The organism is Pseudalkalibacillus sp. Hm43, from assembly GCF_051842935.1.
In the GTDB taxonomy this organism is placed as follows: Bacteria; Bacillota; Bacilli; order Bacillales; family Fictibacillaceae; genus Pseudalkalibacillus.
Genome location: NZ_JBPXRR010000001.1, coordinates 567,886 through 584,749, shown reverse-complemented (window position 1 = coordinate 584,749; position 16,864 = coordinate 567,886). Strand labels below are relative to the sequence as shown.

At 46.3% G+C, this 16,864-nt stretch carries 17 protein-coding genes; 3 read left to right on the top strand and 14 right to left on the bottom strand.

Annotated features, from left to right (window positions below; genetic code table 11):
* Nucleotides 1–97: 97 nt before the first annotated feature.
* The 6 genes from ACSVDE_RS03170 to ACSVDE_RS03145 all read right to left on the bottom strand — a co-directional run bounded on the left by ACSVDE_RS03170 (nt 98) and on the right by ACSVDE_RS03145 (nt 6,209).
* Entirely contained in the window at nt 98–886 is a 789-nt protein-coding gene (locus ACSVDE_RS03170) for a LysM peptidoglycan-binding domain-containing protein (RefSeq protein WP_439299513.1), read from the bottom strand.
* Nucleotides 887–1,143: 257 nt separating this feature from the next.
* Nucleotides 1,144–1,776 (bottom strand): hypothetical protein, encoded by a 633-nt coding sequence (locus ACSVDE_RS03165; protein WP_439299512.1) that lies wholly within the window; start codon nt 1,774–1,776, stop codon nt 1,144–1,146.
* A 103-nt stretch (nt 1,777–1,879) separates the two neighbouring features.
* Nucleotides 1,880–3,133 (bottom strand): MDR family MFS transporter, encoded by a 1,254-nt coding sequence (locus ACSVDE_RS03160; protein ID WP_439299511.1) that lies wholly within the window; start codon nt 3,131–3,133, stop codon nt 1,880–1,882.
* A 368-nt stretch (nt 3,134–3,501) separates the two neighbouring features.
* Entirely contained in the window at nt 3,502–4,317 is an 816-nt protein-coding gene (locus ACSVDE_RS03155; protein WP_439299510.1) for an aminoglycoside 6-adenylyltransferase, read from the bottom strand.
* A gap of 17 nt (nt 4,318–4,334) precedes the next feature.
* The gene (locus ACSVDE_RS03150; RefSeq protein ID WP_439299509.1) at nt 4,335–4,898 is read right to left on the bottom strand and encodes a pyridoxamine 5'-phosphate oxidase family protein; all 564 of its coding nucleotides are present in this window, start codon (nt 4,896–4,898) and stop codon (nt 4,335–4,337) included.
* A gap of 12 nt (nt 4,899–4,910) precedes the next feature.
* Entirely contained in the window at nt 4,911–6,209 is a 1,299-nt protein-coding gene (locus tag ACSVDE_RS03145; protein ID WP_439299508.1) for an MFS transporter, read from the bottom strand.
* A gap of 149 nt (nt 6,210–6,358) precedes the next feature.
* Between ACSVDE_RS03145 and ACSVDE_RS03140 the strand changes: the two genes are divergently transcribed.
* Nucleotides 6,359–7,048 (top strand): aspartate/glutamate racemase family protein, encoded by a 690-nt coding sequence (locus tag ACSVDE_RS03140; RefSeq protein ID WP_439299507.1) that lies wholly within the window; start codon nt 6,359–6,361, stop codon nt 7,046–7,048.
* Nucleotides 7,049–7,089: 41 nt separating this feature from the next.
* Here the strand turns inward: ACSVDE_RS03140 and ACSVDE_RS03135 are convergent, their stop codons facing one another.
* From ACSVDE_RS03135 to ACSVDE_RS03120, 4 genes are all read right to left on the bottom strand, one after another.
* Nucleotides 7,090–8,445, bottom strand: coding sequence for a GntP family permease (locus ACSVDE_RS03135; RefSeq protein WP_439299506.1), 1,356 nt, complete (start codon nt 8,443–8,445; stop codon nt 7,090–7,092).
* A gap of 12 nt (nt 8,446–8,457) precedes the next feature.
* Nucleotides 8,458–9,588, bottom strand: coding sequence for a glycerate kinase (locus ACSVDE_RS03130; protein ID WP_439299505.1), 1,131 nt, complete (start codon nt 9,586–9,588; stop codon nt 8,458–8,460).
* Between the two features lie 116 nt (nt 9,589–9,704).
* A complete protein-coding gene (locus ACSVDE_RS03125) occupies nt 9,705–10,760 on the bottom strand; it encodes a CdaR family transcriptional regulator (RefSeq protein WP_439299504.1) in 1,056 nt (351 codons plus the stop codon).
* A 13-nt stretch (nt 10,761–10,773) separates the two neighbouring features.
* The gene (locus ACSVDE_RS03120; RefSeq protein WP_439299503.1) at nt 10,774–11,031 is read right to left on the bottom strand and encodes a hypothetical protein; all 258 of its coding nucleotides are present in this window, start codon (nt 11,029–11,031) and stop codon (nt 10,774–10,776) included.
* A gap of 107 nt (nt 11,032–11,138) precedes the next feature.
* On the opposite strand from ACSVDE_RS03120, the gene ACSVDE_RS03115 reads away from it, so the two are divergent.
* Nucleotides 11,139–11,765, top strand: coding sequence for a metal-dependent hydrolase (locus ACSVDE_RS03115; protein WP_439299502.1), 627 nt, complete (start codon nt 11,139–11,141; stop codon nt 11,763–11,765).
* A gap of 41 nt (nt 11,766–11,806) precedes the next feature.
* On the opposite strand, the gene ACSVDE_RS03110 is transcribed toward ACSVDE_RS03115, so the two are convergent.
* Both ACSVDE_RS03110 and ACSVDE_RS03105 read right to left on the bottom strand, forming a co-directional pair.
* Nucleotides 11,807–12,208: a GNAT family N-acetyltransferase gene (locus tag ACSVDE_RS03110; protein WP_439301921.1), complete on the bottom strand. Its 402-nt coding sequence runs from the start codon at nt 12,206–12,208 to the stop codon at nt 11,807–11,809.
* A 56-nt stretch (nt 12,209–12,264) separates the two neighbouring features.
* On the bottom strand, nt 12,265–13,260 hold the full coding sequence (locus tag ACSVDE_RS03105) for a serine hydrolase domain-containing protein (RefSeq protein WP_439299501.1): 996 nt from the start codon (nt 13,258–13,260) through the stop codon (nt 12,265–12,267).
* A gap of 317 nt (nt 13,261–13,577) precedes the next feature.
* On the opposite strand from ACSVDE_RS03105, the gene ACSVDE_RS03100 reads away from it, so the two are divergent.
* Nucleotides 13,578–13,736: a DUF1540 domain-containing protein gene (locus tag ACSVDE_RS03100; RefSeq protein ID WP_439299500.1), complete on the top strand. Its 159-nt coding sequence runs from the start codon at nt 13,578–13,580 to the stop codon at nt 13,734–13,736.
* A gap of 455 nt (nt 13,737–14,191) precedes the next feature.
* Here ACSVDE_RS03100 and ACSVDE_RS03095 read toward each other — a convergent pair whose 3' ends face one another.
* Both ACSVDE_RS03095 and ACSVDE_RS03090 read right to left on the bottom strand, forming a co-directional pair.
* Nucleotides 14,192–15,427 carry a homoserine dehydrogenase gene (locus ACSVDE_RS03095; protein WP_439299499.1) on the bottom strand — a complete coding sequence of 412 codons (1,236 nt, stop codon included), beginning with the start codon at nt 15,425–15,427 and terminating at the stop codon, nt 14,192–14,194.
* A gap of 113 nt (nt 15,428–15,540) precedes the next feature.
* Nucleotides 15,541–16,863: an O-acetylhomoserine aminocarboxypropyltransferase/cysteine synthase family protein gene (locus tag ACSVDE_RS03090; protein WP_439299498.1), complete on the bottom strand. Its 1,323-nt coding sequence runs from the start codon at nt 16,861–16,863 to the stop codon at nt 15,541–15,543.
* Between the last annotated feature and the right edge of the window lies 1 nt (nt 16,864).

The following is a 16,864-nucleotide window of genomic DNA, read 5'->3' as shown; positions in this document are numbered from 1 at the left end:
CCCCCATTACGTAAAAAAGTCTTTACTGAGATACTTATTTCAGGAAAGGGCTCGACATGATAAAAAACCCTTCCATTTGGAAGGGGTCAATTCATAACTAGTTTGGAATTTTGAAAGTTTTACCTGGATAGATCGTGTTCGAGGATAGATGGTTCGCACTCTTTAATGCACCGACCGTTACGCCGTGCTTTCGGCTGATGCTCCAGAGTGAATCCCCTGATTTTACCGTATACGTTGTCGCGTTGGAACTTGATGTAGTACCTGCGACTTTCAGCTTTTGTCCAATATAGATGGTGTTTGATGAAAGATGATTCAGTTGCTTCAGTTTGGAAACAGTTGTGTGATGCTTTCTACTGATTCCCCATAATGTATCTCCGCTGCGAACCGTGTATATGGAGCTGTTAGAAGTCGTTTCACTCGCGACTTTCGTATCAGAATTCAACACACGTCTTGCTTGTACAAATCGATCCCCCCAGTAGTACCGTGAGAACGCATCTGTAAAAGCAACACCTGTCGAAGACTGTGCCCCTAGCATCTTCCCATTTCCTGCATAGATCGCAACATGGTTGACGGTGCCATTATAGTTCGTATCATAGAAAAGCAGGTCGCCTTTTTGTAAGTTCGATTTGGATACAGCATGACCGACCTTTGCTTGTTCCCTACTTGAACGAGGCAAGTTGATACCATGTTCCTTGAAAACGGTTACAGTAAAAGACGAACAATCGAATGAACTTGTATTTCCGACGGGTGCTCCATAATGATATGGTGTACCTAAATAATCATCCCCTGTGTCAATGATGTCACTCCCAGTTGCGCCAAACGCTTGTCCAGCTCCTGAGAAAATGATCCCTGCTGCAAGAGCAATCGGTAATAACTTTTTCTTCATTTTTTCTCCTCCAATTGGAATTTTGTATTTTCTGGTTGGTAAACCAATTGGGAAGAGCGTCTATAAAGTAGAAAAACAACTTTTATCTTCTATATATATCAGCATATCTTTATCTATCGCCTCTTTTTCTAAAACCTTCTACTTTCAACAACCTCCCCCATAACCCATTATTATCGTAACATAACATGGAGTTTTCTAACTTTACAGAATTATTACAAATATTAACGTTGGTTGGAGAACATAAAAAAGAGCCGACTTCAATTGTCAGCTCTTTCATATGCGAGACCGGTATATTCGAAAAATTCAAGTTCAGGTTTCATAGCTTTGGTCCCCTTCTCCGATTTGAAATAGACCATCTCATCTTCTTTATAAAGTACTTCAATTCCCAGATTTCCAATTTGGAGTTTACTATTCTTGCTGTGAGGTTCAGTTGTTTGATTCCAATCTAAACTCGAATTAATGAGGTCGACGACTTTCTGTATCGTTTCACGATCTTCAATCGTACGACATGTGTCATCGCTCGCTTTTTCATACACACACATCGTTTCAGGAGCTTCATCAATCCAAACGGTGGCCGTGTGAATGTCGTGCTTATCAAAAACAACCTCTGTTTTCTTATCGCTTTGATCGTACATGGAACGAACATCAAGCTCCCAATTATACCCCTCTTTTACCCAGGTAGAATAGAAGCCCCCCCAGTCATTTTCCGGGTCGTCATCGTCCAATGATGAACCTTTATGTTGAAGTTTCCATCCATTGGCAGGAAGCTCCTTCATGTAAAAATCATAAACCTCTTGCCATTGATCACCTTTTACCGTATAGCGCTGTTCATCGACACGCAAACCTTCATATAGTGGGATGTCGTCATGTTCTTCAGGTATGATCGACATTCCATAATACGGATCATGCGTGTAATAGTCGTAGAAGAAATATCCCCCAGCAATAACAGCGACTGTGATGATTGCTGCAATCCACGTTTTGATAAAATCCCCCCTAACCCGCTTGCTTTAATTCTACTTCTGATTTCCGTTCATCTAATCCTGGTGTAATCATGAAATAAATCATTGTTCCAACAAGTCCGATGCTTGTAATGAGAACCGTCATGACAACCGAAGGAAGGAATGCTCCAAGAGTAACTGTTACAGAAGAAATCAACATGGAAAGATTGAATTTCAGACCGTTGAACGCCATGTATGAGCTTCTCGCATCATCTGGAGGGATTGAGGCCATGTAGGCATTTTCCACCGGAACCCGGATGACCTCAGCTACTGTTAAGACGGCCATCATCACGAACAAGATAACCAGGTTGTTGGAATAGGATAAGACCCCGTATCCGATTGTGAAAAAGAAACAGCTCCACACGAGCGTTGATTTATCTTTAAACGTCTGTGTCCATCTCGTGATGAACAACATCAAAATCGCCACCAGGATCGTGTTCTCACTTCGCAAGAAGCCCATCGTCTGGACCCCGTCAATTTCCCAGAACAAGAATTGTTGCGTCTCCATCTCGGCACTTAGACGGATCCCGATGTAGTTCGTCAATTGGAATTCCATCGACAGAATCAATACACCTGCGACCGTGAACATGACGAACAACTTGTCATGCAGCACTTTTTTATAATTGGAAAAGAGCTGTAAGACGTGACCGCCTGGTGTAAGGTCTGAATCGACCGGCGCGTAGCTTTCTTCGATGAAAAAAGCGACAAGGAGTGCTGCGATGGCTGCTGCCACACTCAATGCCAGGAAGAGCTGGAACAAGTAATCTTTGAACAAGAAAGCCCCGATGATCCCACCGATGGCGATGGACAAATTGTTCGCCCAGTATGTAATAGAATACATGAGCTTCCGTTGCGGTGGTGTACTGACATCAATGAGCATTGCCTGGTTGGCAGGTCCCGCAAGCCCCCAACAGATGCTGTTCACGGTCATCATCGCGAATGTGATGCCTGGTGATTCGAACCAAGGTGAATTGCAGATCATCATCGTGACGAAAGCGAGAAAACGGAGCGTCTCCGCGAATAACATGATTCTTTTCCGACCAAATTGATCCGCGAAATAACCACCGATGAAATTGATTCCGATTCCAACTCCTACATTAATTAATAGTAAGAGTCCTGCAATCTTAGCACCGAAATGGACGGCGAGGTAAATCGACATGAATGGGAAGATCATACTTCCGATGAACCGACTGATAAATGACTCTATGATCCGGATTTTGATATTTTTGTGAAAATCTCTGAATCTCATAGTATCCCTTCTCTCTCTATTGATACGTCAATTGTAAGCTGTTCCCGACAAATCCGAATCATGTCGTGGTATCAACTTTCCTACAACTTTGGATGTACGTCTCTCTCCCGGAGCTCTATCCGTTGTGCTTTTGACTTAGTATGGTTTTGGCTATATTGTAATCCTCTTTACGAACCCGAATGGTGTGAACCACCGGACCCGCAAATTGGATATCCGATATATTTGATTGTACTTGGTAGTCTAAAATGCCGCCTGCTTCCAGTTGCAGTTTTGCATTTAAAAAAGCTCCCGCATCTCTTGTATGATAGACAGTCATGTACGGAGTGAAAAGCCTTCTGATGAGGTTCCTTATCAAGGTATCGCTCCCTTTAACGAAAAAGATTGACGACTTCATCAAATTGACTCTGTTGTTCTTCTACATTCAATTTGTTACATAGATTCTTATATGTTTGATTCGCAGCTGGAATCATTTCATTCAAGACTGGTAAAAACTGCTGTTGCTCTTGAGGCAAGTTCCAAGCTTGCAGCATCTCTTGTTGTGCTTGATTCAACGGACTTCTAGAGCCCTCCATCTTCGACCAATCCCCGAAGGCATTCGGTTGGATTCCCTTTTCCATATACCAACCAGCTGCAATGAGCCATTTCAGACCGAGGATCATGGTTTGGGCGTAAGACAATTCTTCTCTCATAATTCGGCGGTACACTTCATGAAAATATGCGAACAGTTTCCCTTTCCATGCATCAAACTCCTGAATCGTAGGTTGATAGGATAGCCCTTGGGACAGTAGCTGGATTTTTTCCAGAGTTCCTGTTGCATCTTTCACAATACGAATCTTTTTCAGCCATATGGAAGGCTTCAAATCTTCCATCCTATAGTAAAAGCAATCTACTTTTACAAACGAGCGATAATGGACCACTGTGTAGGAAAGTTCGGGGTACGCTTGTTCATAAAACAGAACATCTCCCCATGCTTTCGCTCGTTCCATTTTGTCCTCTATATATGGTGAAAAAGCACTTTCTGAAACGACGATGCGGAGGTCGATATCAGAGTAAGGATCTGCATTCCCAGCTCCAATCGATCCACCATAGAAGACGCCTGTCACGTTGGTGTCTGCTAAGAGATCCGCTTCAATCCTCTCTATCAATTGATGTCGTTTTACTGTTAAGTTAAATTCCAATCCCACACATGTTGCTTCATCTCCTACTCTATGTTCTTCAGCTTTCTTCCTATTGGCGTCTCTATCCCATCCAGTGTGTAGCTGTTTTTCTGAGCTTGATAGTCTTGAAGTTTGTCGCCTTTTTTAATGCCCCATTCTTTCAATTTTTCTCGATCCCCTTCATATGAGAAAAACGGGACGCCATATCCGCAAGAAGTCTGGACTTTGTGTATGTCGGCTATGATGATCTGACGGGCGGCAGGAAGTTCGTCAAAGTGTTGGATGTATTGATTCCATTCAGCTGAGCCTTTTACGGCGACTTTTCCTTTTCCATAAAGCCTCAGAATTAAAGGTGCCCCTTCAAATGCACAGAACATGAACGTGATCCGGCCGTTCTCTTCCAGATGACCGCTTGTTTCGTTTCCGCTTCCGGTCAAGTCGAGGTAAGCGACTTGTGTCGGACTCAAAACTCGGAGTGTGTCGTAGCCTTTCGGAGACAGATTCACATGTCCATCTTCATTCAACGGTGCCGTTCCGACAAAAAAGAGCTGTTGGTTTTGGATGAACTCGATATGCTTTGGCATCATTTCAGTAAATTGTTGCCCCATCTTTTTTCCTCCTTACATCGCTTCTGCGGTTTGTTTTTCCTCATAATATGCGTGACCTGTCGGTAGCCATGTCATGAACAATAATGCTAAGGATACGAGCAGCATGAGTACGGATCCTGAAATGACAGCGATTTTGACATTGATGAGTTCTACTGTCATTCCGATCAATAGGATAAATGCCATTGTGAGAACGGATTCGAAAACATTAACAACACTTACGACCCGCCCCATGATATCGACTGGTAGGTTGTTTTGGTAAAAGGTGATGAAACCCGTGTGTGCACAAGCAAGGGCAAAGGAAAGAACAAATACACCAATTGCTCCTCCTATAAATGTACTCGACATGGCGTACATGAGGTATCCGACTGCGGTCATGGTCGTCCCGATCCCGATCATGTGCTTCAGCTTCAAGTAATTCGTCAGGACTGTCACGAAAACGGATCCGAGGATGAACCCGACTCCCGCAATACTGACGAGGACGCCGTAGCTTCCCTCCGAAAGTCCGAGAACTCTTCGTGTAAACACGACTTCCGTTGAATCGAGCGCAGCCGTGAACAGCATCGCTGCTTCGAATAAGGCATACACGCCCATGACATAGGCTGCGTTTTTACTAAAAGCAAGAACGACCGCCCAGTCTTCCTTCAACATTTTGAAGGAGAGGTTTTCCTCTGTGCTTGCCCGTTCCCCTTCCATACTCGGTAAAAAGAACAGCACCAAAGCGGATAGCAGGAACGACAGGGCATTCATGTAGATGGCAAAAGCTACCGAGCCCACAAAAACGAGTGCACCAGCGATGGCTGGCCCGATGACGAATGAACCGGAAGAAATCAAGTTTTGTAACGAGTTGAAGCGTTTCCTCCGTTCCTTGGGTACCAGCTTGGTAATGTAGGTGGTGGAAGTCGGAAAGAAGAACGAACTTCCCATATTGATGAGGAACACACATACATAAATGATTGGTAACGAACCGATGAATGGAATGATCGCGACAAGCAGAGCGCGCACGATATCGAGTGTAATCATGATCCGGCGTTTGTTGAAGCGGTCGATTATGCTCCCGGACCAAAAACTCGTGCACATGGAGGCGAGAGGTTTCAACATGTACAAGCCCGCGACTGCCGCTGCTGAGCCCGTCATGTTCAAAATCATGAGGTTTAATGCGATAAGGTAAATCCAATCCCCTAGATTTGAAATGCCAATGCCAGCTAACAGTATTGATGGATTCTTCCAATCCCTCTTCCAACCTGATAATGATTCTGTCCCAAATGAACCAACACCTTTCTGAACCCTGGATTTAAAGATTTCTATATACATTATCTCAACTGGGAAAAATACACAATAGGAAATTTTGTTTTTTGTAAAAATAAATTAAATTCTGTTAAAAGGCTTCCCGAACGAGTGGAAGTAGACTATAATGAGCGATAACTTTGTGAAAAATCAGGACGGACGAGGGGTGTTCATGAATGAAAACGATCGGCATGATCGGCGGGATGAGTTGGGAGTCTTCAGCAGAATATTATCGAATCATCAATCAGGAAGTGAAGAGGAGGCTTGGTAGTCTTCACTCTGCGAAGTGCTTGATGTACAGTGTCGACTTTGCGGAAAATCAGCGCTATCAGGCGGAAGGCGAATGGGATAAGGCTGGCGAAAACCTTGCGCATGTCGCGCAGTCTCTCGAGAAAGGCGGTGCGGATTTCATCGTCATCTGCACGAATACGATGCATAAGGTCATCGATGACATCGAACGCGCCATCACCATTCCTGTGTTACATATCGCGGATGCGACAACGGCTCGGATTCATGAGGATGGCATCCAGAAAGTCGGATTGCTCGGTACGAAATATACGATGGAGCAGGATTTTTACAGATCAAGACTTGAAGCGAACGGGCTCAGTGTGCTCGTTCCTGATGCCGCCGATCGGGCCATCGTCAATCAGACGATTTACGAAGAGCTCTGCCTTGGAAAAATCGAGCCTACATCGAAGGAAGCGTTCAAGCGGATCATCCAACAGCTTGTCGACAATGGTGCAGAAGGCATCATCCTCGGCTGCACTGAAATCGGGCTTCTCATCAAAGCGGAAGACGTGGACGTTCCGATTTACGACACCGCCCACATTCATGCCATTGAGGCGGTCAATCTTTCACTCGAATAGCAGAAAAAAAGGTTTCAGCATTACGCTGAAACCTTTCTTATTTAGACGAATATCAACCAGAGCAGCAAGGTCACAATGAGTGCGACGATTCCCTGGATGAGGGTAGCTGCTGTTTGACCTTTGTAAGCATCCGTAACGGTCATGCCGCTGAACTCCTTCACGACCCAGAAGTAGCTGTCGTTCACGTGGGAGACGACCATCGCACCGGCTCCGACAGCCATGACGACGAGGGCTAACGGTAACGCGCCTTCGATCCCGACCTGTGTCAAAAGTGGCGCAATCAACGTCGACGTGATGACGATGGCTGCGGTAGACGAACCTTGGGCTGTTTTCAACGCTGCCGCAATAAAGAATGGGATGAGCAGGAAGAATGCTCCGCCGATCAGACTGCTGTCACCGAATCCCTGGATGAATTCGGCAACGGGTGTCGCTTTGATGACCGAGCCGAATGCGCCACCCGCACCTGTAATCAACAGAATCGGTGCAGATTCCTTGATGCCGTGGCCGATCCACTGGGTCAATGTTTCTTCATCCAGCTTCGGAAGCAGTGTAAACGCAAACATTATTCCGATTAACAAGGCGACGACGGGCGAGCCTAAGAATAAGAGAATTTCGAAGAACTTCCCTTCCCAGCCGGCGAACGTGACAACAGAACCTAACCCAATCAACAGGATGGGAACGACGATCGGTGCGAACGATTTGAATGTGGACGGCATTTCACCGAAACTCGCCGCAATTTCATCGACATCGTACTCCAACTTGTCTTCATCTTTGACTTTGATTTTCGTTCCGACTTTGATCGCCCAAATGTACCCGGCGATGATGGCAGGAATCGCGACCACGATCCCGACGAGAATGATGACACCAAGATAGTTCTGTGCGCCGATGTTACCTGCTGCCGCAATCGGTCCTGGCGTCGGCGGTACGAGTGTATGGGTTGCGAATAATCCTGTGGAAAGCGCAATCGCCATAGAAGCGACCGCAACCTTCGCGCGACGTGCGAGTGACTTTTTCAATGAAGATAAGATGACGTAACCGGAATCACAGAATACCGGTACACTGACAATCGCACCGATCAAGCTCATCGCGAGCTGAGGCCGTTTCTCTCCGACGATCCGGAGCACGACTTCAGCCATTCTGAGTGCAGCCCCTGATCGTTCCAAAATGACACCGATGATCGTCCCGAACACGATGACGAGTCCGATCCCGCCCATCAATCCTCCGAATCCTGAATTGACTGCCGTAACGACATCTGCAAGTGGAAGTCCAGCCAGGATTCCCATCGCAAATGCGGCAATCAACAACGAAAGAAACGGATGGACTTTCAGCTTGGCTGTTGCAAAAATAACGAATAATACTCCTAGTGTAATGACAATTATGAGTCCAATACCTTCCATGATTGCATCCCCCTATTTTTGAAATGATTGAATGAAATGAAGTACATTCTTCGTTTGCTCGTAAAGCAATTCTTCACCTGACTCCATGCACGCTTTCAGCGGCATCGCACCGTTCGCTATTGAAAAACATCCTGCAAACTTTTCGTGTAAAGCGTCCAACTCTCCTCGTAGGCTGCCGGATAAAAGCACCGTCTTGACCTGGTGTTTCGCTGCGATCTCCGCGACATAACCTGGCGCTTTTCCAAAGAGCGTTTGTTCATCGCTCTGCCCTTCACCAGTCAGAACAAGATCCGCGCTTACTATCGAGCTTTCCAAATCAATCGCCTTTGCGATGAGCTCTGCGCCAGAGACGAGTTCTGCCCCGATGGTCATCAAGGCGAATCCGAGTCCACCCGCTGCACCGGCACCTGGTTTCTCTTTCCACGAACGTCCGGTTTCTTTTTCGATGAGGGCACTGTAATGATCAAGCGCAGTATCGAGGAGCAGGATCTGTTCGTGCGTTGCACCTTTCTGTGGACCGTAAATGTGACTTGCGCCTTTTTCCCCACATAACGGGTTCTCCACATCGCTCGCCACTCGGATCGTTACCTCATTCAACCGAGTGTCCATGCCCGAAAGATCGACGCGAGCGACTTCCGGCACGTTTTTACCGAAGCCATCGACCTCTATTCCCGACCGGTCGAGGAACCGGGCTCCCAACGCCTGAAGCATGCCGAGACCTCCGTCATTCGTCGCACTCCCGCCGAGCCCGATCAGGATCGAGTCAAAGCCATCATCGATGACCCGAAGGATCAGTTCACCTAAACCGCGAGAAGTCGTGAAGTACGGATCCCTGCGATCTACTGGAACTTGCGTGAGACCTGCAACCTGAGCCGTTTCAATGACTGCTGTCTTTCCATCACCGAGCACACCGTAAGCGGCTTTGATTTCATCGCCCAGAGGTCCTGTGCACTTTTCGTGTAAGCGCTTACCTTTTGTTGAAAAAATAAGCGTATCCAAAGTCCCCTCTCCTCCATCGGCCATCGGTTTCAGAATCGGTTTTTCATCTGGGAAGACCTCTCGACAGGCTCTTGCCATGGCTCGTCCCGCTTGCTCGGATGTCATACTGCCTTTGAATGAATCGGGAGAAATAACGATTTTCATAGCGCACTCCTTTATCTGTATTTATCTCTATTAAATAGAAAAACCAATTGCTAAACAATTGGTCGAATCCATGAAATATTCTAATTTTCTGTCTATTGATTTGTGCATGTGCACAACTACTGTTTGAAACAAAGGATATAAAGTAGCATCGCATCCGTGAACATCCGTGGGTTAAGACCTACTTTTTCATGAATCTGATCGAGTCGGTACATGAGCGTGTTCCGGTGGATGTGCAGTCGTTCAGCCGTCTCCTTCAATTCAAGATTGGACCGGAAATAAATGCGCAAGGTCTCCTCATAACTATCTTCCATGTTTCTGAGACATTCTGCATAGGTCGCAAATACATCCTCATATGTATGGTGCGGGATCTGATCGATCAGTTGCTCGAGCTTCCACTCTTCGATTCGGGTGAACCGTTTTTCCCTAGTGAACTTCATCGCTTGTTTAGCCTGGTCATACGATTCCCGAATACCCTTGACCCCTTTACCAGAATTTCCGACGCCTATAAGAAGATCCGGATTGGACTCTAGTAAAGGAAGCAGCACTGGCTCAAGTAGTTCAGTCTCTTTTACCGCGAGGACCAGTTCATCTTCCTCATGTCTGGAGACGAACACAGCATCCAGCTTCTGTCGGATTTCCTCTGTAAAAACAGCCGGATTCCTCGCTTGCAGTACGACCACTATGAGCGGTTCCGTTAGTTTGATCTTCAGAATGTGCTTCGCTTCCTGCTCGAGTTTTTCCTCATCAAAACCGTACGGATGCAGAAGCTGTAACAGCCAGTTGTACAGCGTGTTCTCCTGGAAGGCCGTTTGCTTCTGAAGATGGATCTGTTCGAGCGCAATTTCAACAGCGGCCTTCGTAATGTTCGCCGCTTGAATCACTTGATCCGGATGACCTGTAATGCCGACCACACCGACGAGCTCGCCGAAAAAATACATCGGCAGGTTGACGCCCGGTTTCGTTCCTGGGTAATCCACAACATCCTCCGGGTATAAGAGCAGCTCTTGTTGAATTTCGATCGCACGGATCGCACCACTGTGTAACTGGTCGACGCGCTCCGGGTCGGAACTCGCTACAATTTTACCGCTCGTATCCATTAAATTGATCGGCACGTCCAGATGCGGCCGCAACCGTTGGATGACCTCATCCCCTAGTTCATATGTCAATTCCATCTTGTCCACCAACTCACCTTAAATAAAAATAAAGCCCCATGACGATGATTGTAAAAAGGAAAGTGAACGCATAGATGAGCGTCAACACCTTGATGTTCAATCTCACGGATTTCGTTTCATATTCGTTGGAGCGTTTCAGCTGTGCTTCAGTCCGATTCGATTCTCGCTTATACTGTTCAGCTTCCTTGTCCACCTTTCTGCCTATGACCAATGTGCCGACCAGTGAAAGAATACCTACGGCAACGACGATGATGGTTAAGTATAAATACATAAATGCACCCCCAAGCATTTCGTTCTTTCCTTCTATTATATACAATATCTACTACTGCCCCTAACTTCACGCATAGAAAACCATACATAGAGAGATAGGTGAACGACATGAAAGGAACATCACATTTATTAGTCGGGGGCGTCGCAGGACTGGTCACATCCAATGTCTTCGAGACCGATCCCGTCACCACGGGGATTCTGATTGCAAGTGGCGGGATAGCAGGACTGATACCGGATATGGATGTGGACGGGACGTTGAGCAACAAAATTACCAATTCGCATAAATTCATCCAAACCCTCGCTCAAATCATCGGTGTGCTCATTATCGTATACAGCTTTTTGACAGGTGTCGGACAAGAAAAGTGGAACGGTGTCGGAGCGGGTGTTGGCATCATTGTGATTGCTTCCTTCCTTACAAGGAGACACATGCTGCTCGTTTCGGGACTTGGTGTTGTCGCCGCCGGATTGTTTCTGGAAGAAAACTGGTTGTTTTTATTCGGCGTATATATAGTTGTTGCTTCTATCGTTCCCCACCGCAGTTACACGCACTCCATTCTTGGGGTCATCTTCTTTGGCGTGATTGCCCGGCAAGTGGAAGCTGCTTTTGGTATAGAAGGCTTGTTTTGGGCACTCCTTGCCGGCTATGCGAGTCATCTGGTCGGCGATATGAAAGTGCTACCTGTTAACAAGCGCGGCATTAAGCTTCTCCTGCCGTTTTCGAATCAAGATTTTTAAAGTGTAAAAAAAAGCGTACACATTCGGTACGCTTTTTTCTGTTAGAGCTGCAATTTTAGTCCTTCATGGGAGGCTTTGAACCCGAGTTTTTCGTAAAACCGGATGGCGTCCTTTCGTTCTTTGTCAGATGTCAGTTGGACCAACTGACATCCTCTTTCTTTTGCTCGTTCAACGGCATATTGGATCAGCTGTGAACCAAGGCCTTTTCCGCGTGTTGCCGATGAGGTCCGAACACCTTCAATCGTTGCGCGCCAACCACCTTGTCGGGCAATGTGCGGTGTATAGGTGATCTGGATGACGCCAACGACTTCATCCCTTAGGCAAGCGACGATCAACTCGTTGTTCGGATCTTTGTCGATCGCGTGAAAAGCATCCGTATAACAATCTGGTAGTGGCTTTTCAAACCGCTCCCGCTTGCTCCCTAACACATCATCAGCAAGCATTGCTACGATTTTTTCCAGGTCGTGTTCTATCGCTGTTCTGAACTCTAGTTCTGTGTTCACTGGACTTTTTCTTTTATGAGTAACGGCTTTATTTGATCCATCAACTCAAAGGTGTTCACTTTTTCAAAGTTCCATAGCATGATGATGTTGATTTTCTCTTCGGGATATTGCCATACTTCCGATTTAAAACCAGGTGTTCCCCCAGGTACAAGTCTGAAATCCTTCCCTAAGAACCACCCATAGCCATATTTCAGATTCGGTGAAATTGTCGTCTGATGATAAGGCGTAAACATTTTCTCAGTTGATTCTTCAGAAAGCACAGAACCGTTGAGGATGGCGTTGCACCACGTGCTGAGGTCTCCAACCGTCGAATAGAGCTCGCCAGGCGCATCTACATCCGCCAACCTGTCATTTTTTGCGTTGATATACGTACCATCCTCAATAGAGTGGCCGTATGCGCGTCCGATGTTGATATTCTTCGGATCGTCTTGTCCCGTATTTTTCATATCGAGTGGTTTGAAAAACAGGTGATCAAGCAGTTGTTCGAACTTGAGACCGGTCACTTCCTCCATAATATAGCTCGTCATGATAAAACCTGTACTGCTGTAATCCCACTTCTCACCAGGTGTGAACATTTGCTCTTGATTGGATAAGTAGGTGAGAAAATCACCTTCCTCTTTATTCAGTTCGGCCATTTTCAACCTTAAGTCGTTTTCACCATAGATGTCGGGAAGTCCTGAAGTGTGATTAAGTAAGTGATGGAGTGTGATTTCTGGGTGGAGGTTTTCAAGGCTAGGTATGTAATGGCTCGGTTTTTGTTTCAAATCCAGCAATCCTTGTTCTTCCAACTTGAGGGCTGCAGCAGCGATGAACATTTTCGTCACAGAGGCGATATGGTATTTCGTCTCTACCGAATTGGGGACGCCAAGCTGAATGGATGCCTCCCCATACGCTTTTTTCATTAGGACCTCCCCATCCCTCTCGATCAGGATGGATCCGCTCAAGTAATTTTTCTCACTATACGCGTCAATTACTCTTTCTAACTCATTCATAAAAACTTTCCCCTCCCCAAAGATAAAAACTGCCATGCATCAATGATTATGGACAGTTTTGTTTCAAGTGATTTATGCGAGTGTCTCGATATGAGGTATTCTGTTTTTATTTGGAATATCCTGCTAGGAACTGTGACTCCCTCCACAGTTCCTACTTTCGACTCAAATTGATATGTTATTTAAATTTTCTGTCATTTTAGTGTACATTTTAAGAATTGAGGGTATGTAAGAGGCAATTGAATATAAATGATCCCACTTGATTGTATGAACTTTTGCGAAAAGGTCAACTCTAAAAACATGAAGGGTGGTGAATGATCATGGCACAAGATGTTTTATGTGAAGTAAGCAATTGTGTGCATAATCGTGATGGAAAGCAGTGCATGGCTGAGAAAATTTTCGTAGTCAGCCATAAAGGTGAAAAGGCACATAACAGTGAGGAAACAGATTGCAAGACGTTTGAACCACAAGGACTATAATGAAAATAGGGAAGGCAGCCAATGGCGTGGTTGCCTTCTTTCCTATTATTGATAATAATTATCAATCTTATACCCGACTAAGTCCATCATGGAGAGTAATTTATATGGTTCTTGAATAGCGGACAGATATGTACTTTTCATCTTCTTTATTTGCGTATCCTTCTTGTTCTGAGTGGTATTGAAATCCTTTTGCACAACCTTTATTTCGACTGGTCAGTTCCATTTCCTTCCTATACAAGTATCTGGCTTTCTGCAAAATGAGAATATAATCCGAAATTCAGATTTATAAACCAAAATAAGAATTTATAATCCAAATTCAGAAATTATAATCCAAACCCGGAAATTATAATCCAAACCCGGAAATTATAATCCAAACCCGGAAATTATAATCCAAAATCAGGATTTATAATCCAAAATTGAAAAAACACTCATCTGAAAATGAGTGTTTCTCCCCGTTATGCCGTTACGGAAGCTTTTCGGACTCCGGAAGGAAAGGTGCCGGAAATCGGATAGGCGACCAATCCAGGTGATTTTTCAACGATTTGCTCGACAACGGTCGGCCTCACTGTGACTACCTTTACCGCATGCAACTGACCATGGATCTGCAATGTGTGATCGATTTCCACCTTTCCTGGAACAGTCGTTTTACAGTTTCCGATTAGAAGGTAGGATTGCTCTTGCTCAACAGCGCATATATTAAGCTCTACTTTTCCAGGTAATACAGGCTCTTGAACGCCACGACCCACGTTCACCAAATCCTCCACTACTGCACTCGCTGTCGGGAACTTTCCGGCACCTGGTCCTTGGAGCTTCAACTGTCCGACGAAATCCCCTGTGATGACGAGAGCGTTGTCGACCCCTTCGACAGAATAAAGGGGATGATCTTCAGCTACCAATTTCGGTTCCACTCCGAGCGTCAACTTTCCTTCCCGCAACTCGAGTGATGCGATGTGCTTCAATCGGAATCCAAGCGCTTCCGCCACTTGAAGATCTTTTACCGAAACGTGCCGGATCCCTTTGTGGTTCACCTCGTCCCAGTTGACCCTGACCCCATACAATAACTCTGTCAGAATTACGGTTTTGAAAAAAGCGTCATGTCCATCGACGTCGTTGGACGGATCAGCCTCTGCATACCCCGCTTCCTGTGCCGCTGCCAACGCATCTGAGAAAGAACGACCTTTTTCACGTATTTCGGTCAGGATATAGTTAGAGGTTCCGTTCAGAATCGCGTCGATCTTCACCACCTGGTTGGCTTGGAGAAGCTGCTTCAACGTGCCGATCACCGGGATTCCGCCTGCGACTGCCGCTTCAAAAGACACCTCTACTCCATGGACTGCTGCCAGCTTTTTCAACTCATGCCCTTTATGTGCGAACAACTCCTTGTTCGCTGTGACCACATGACACCCTTTTTCAATGACACGCTTTAAGTACGTATAACCCGGTTCCACTCCGACGATTGCTTCAACCACAATATCCAAATCCGGTATGTGAAGAATCTCCTCGAAGTTCGATGTCACCAGTACGTCCTCATCAACCTCGCGAGATTTCGTTTCATCCTGGATCAGGACTCCGGCGACCTCGACCTCTTTGCCAAAAATCGTCCGGAGCCTATCTTGCTGTTTTTGAATGATCTCATACACACCGCTTCCAACAGTCCCGAAACCGAGTAACGCTATCTTCAATTTGGCCAATTTTTTACCTCCTTTTCTCAAACTACTATGAACCTGACCACCATACCTACCAACACGAGAACGAGAAAACTTCGAACATCCATAAGTGGTATGCGTTCTTTTTTCATAAAAGTTTAGCCGACCACTTTCGTTGTGTTGAAGGAGGAGAAGCCAGTCGCAACTTCGATCGCCTGCTCAAGGTCCTCAATCAGATCTTCGACGTTCTCGATGCCGACCGATAAACGGACCAGATCTTCCGTCACTCCTGAATCTTTCAACTGGTCCGGGGACAACTGCTGGTGCGTCGTACTTGCCGGATGGATGATCAAGCTCTTCGCGTCACCGACATTGGCGACATGCGACCAAAGAGCAACACTGTTGATGACCGCTGATCCTGAATCCCTTCCACCCTGGATACCGAACACGACAATCGAGCCTGCTCCTTTCGGCAAGTATTTTTTCGCCAGTTCATGGGATGGGTGATTTTCACTTTCCGGATACAACACCCATTTGACCGCCGGATGGTTTTCCAAGTATTCCACCACTTTACGAGTATTGGCGACGTGCTCCTTGATTCGCACGTGCAAGGTCTCCAAACCGAGTGCGATCTGGAACGCATTGTATGGGCTGATAGATGGCCCTGTATCACGTAAAAGCTGTACGCGCGCCTTCACGATGAAAGCTGCTTCAGGCAACGCTTCCGAATAGATGATGCCGTGATAGCTGTGATCCGGCTCTGTAAAACCAGGAAACTTCGGTGAGTTCCAGTCGAACTTTCCGGCGTCGACGATGATGCCACCGAGCGATGTGCCGTTCCCTCCAAGCCATTTCGTCGCAGAATGGATGACGATATCCGCTCCGTGATCGATCGGTCGCGAGAGATACGGTGTGGCGAACGTGTTATCGACGATCAACGGGATGCCTGCGTCATGGGCGACTTTCGCAACCGCTTCGATATCCAATACGTGAAGTCCCGGATTCCCGATCGTTTCTGCGAAAATCGCCTTCGTTTTCGGTGTGATTGCTCTTCTGAAGTTCTCTGGATCCTTCGGGTCGACGAAATGTGTCGTGATGCCGTGCTTTGGCAGCGTTGTCGCAAACAAGTTAAACGTCCCACCGTACAGAGTGGATGCGGAGACGACTTCATCCCCCGCTTCTGCGATGTTGAAGATGGCCGTTGAAATTGCCGCCATTCCGCTGGCCAGCGCCAAAGCGCCGATACCGCCTTCAAGTTGCGCCACCCGCTCTTCCACCGTCGTCACCGTCGGATTATGGATTCGCGAGTAAATGTAGCCTTCTTCTTTTAACGCGAATAAGTCCGCAGCATGATCCGTATTTTCGAACTTGTATGCGTTCGATTGATAGATTGGTAGCGCTCGCGCACCTGTTACAGGATCAGCCTGCAGACCACCATGTACCCCGATTGTTTCTAAACGATATTTCTTGTTTTCACTCATT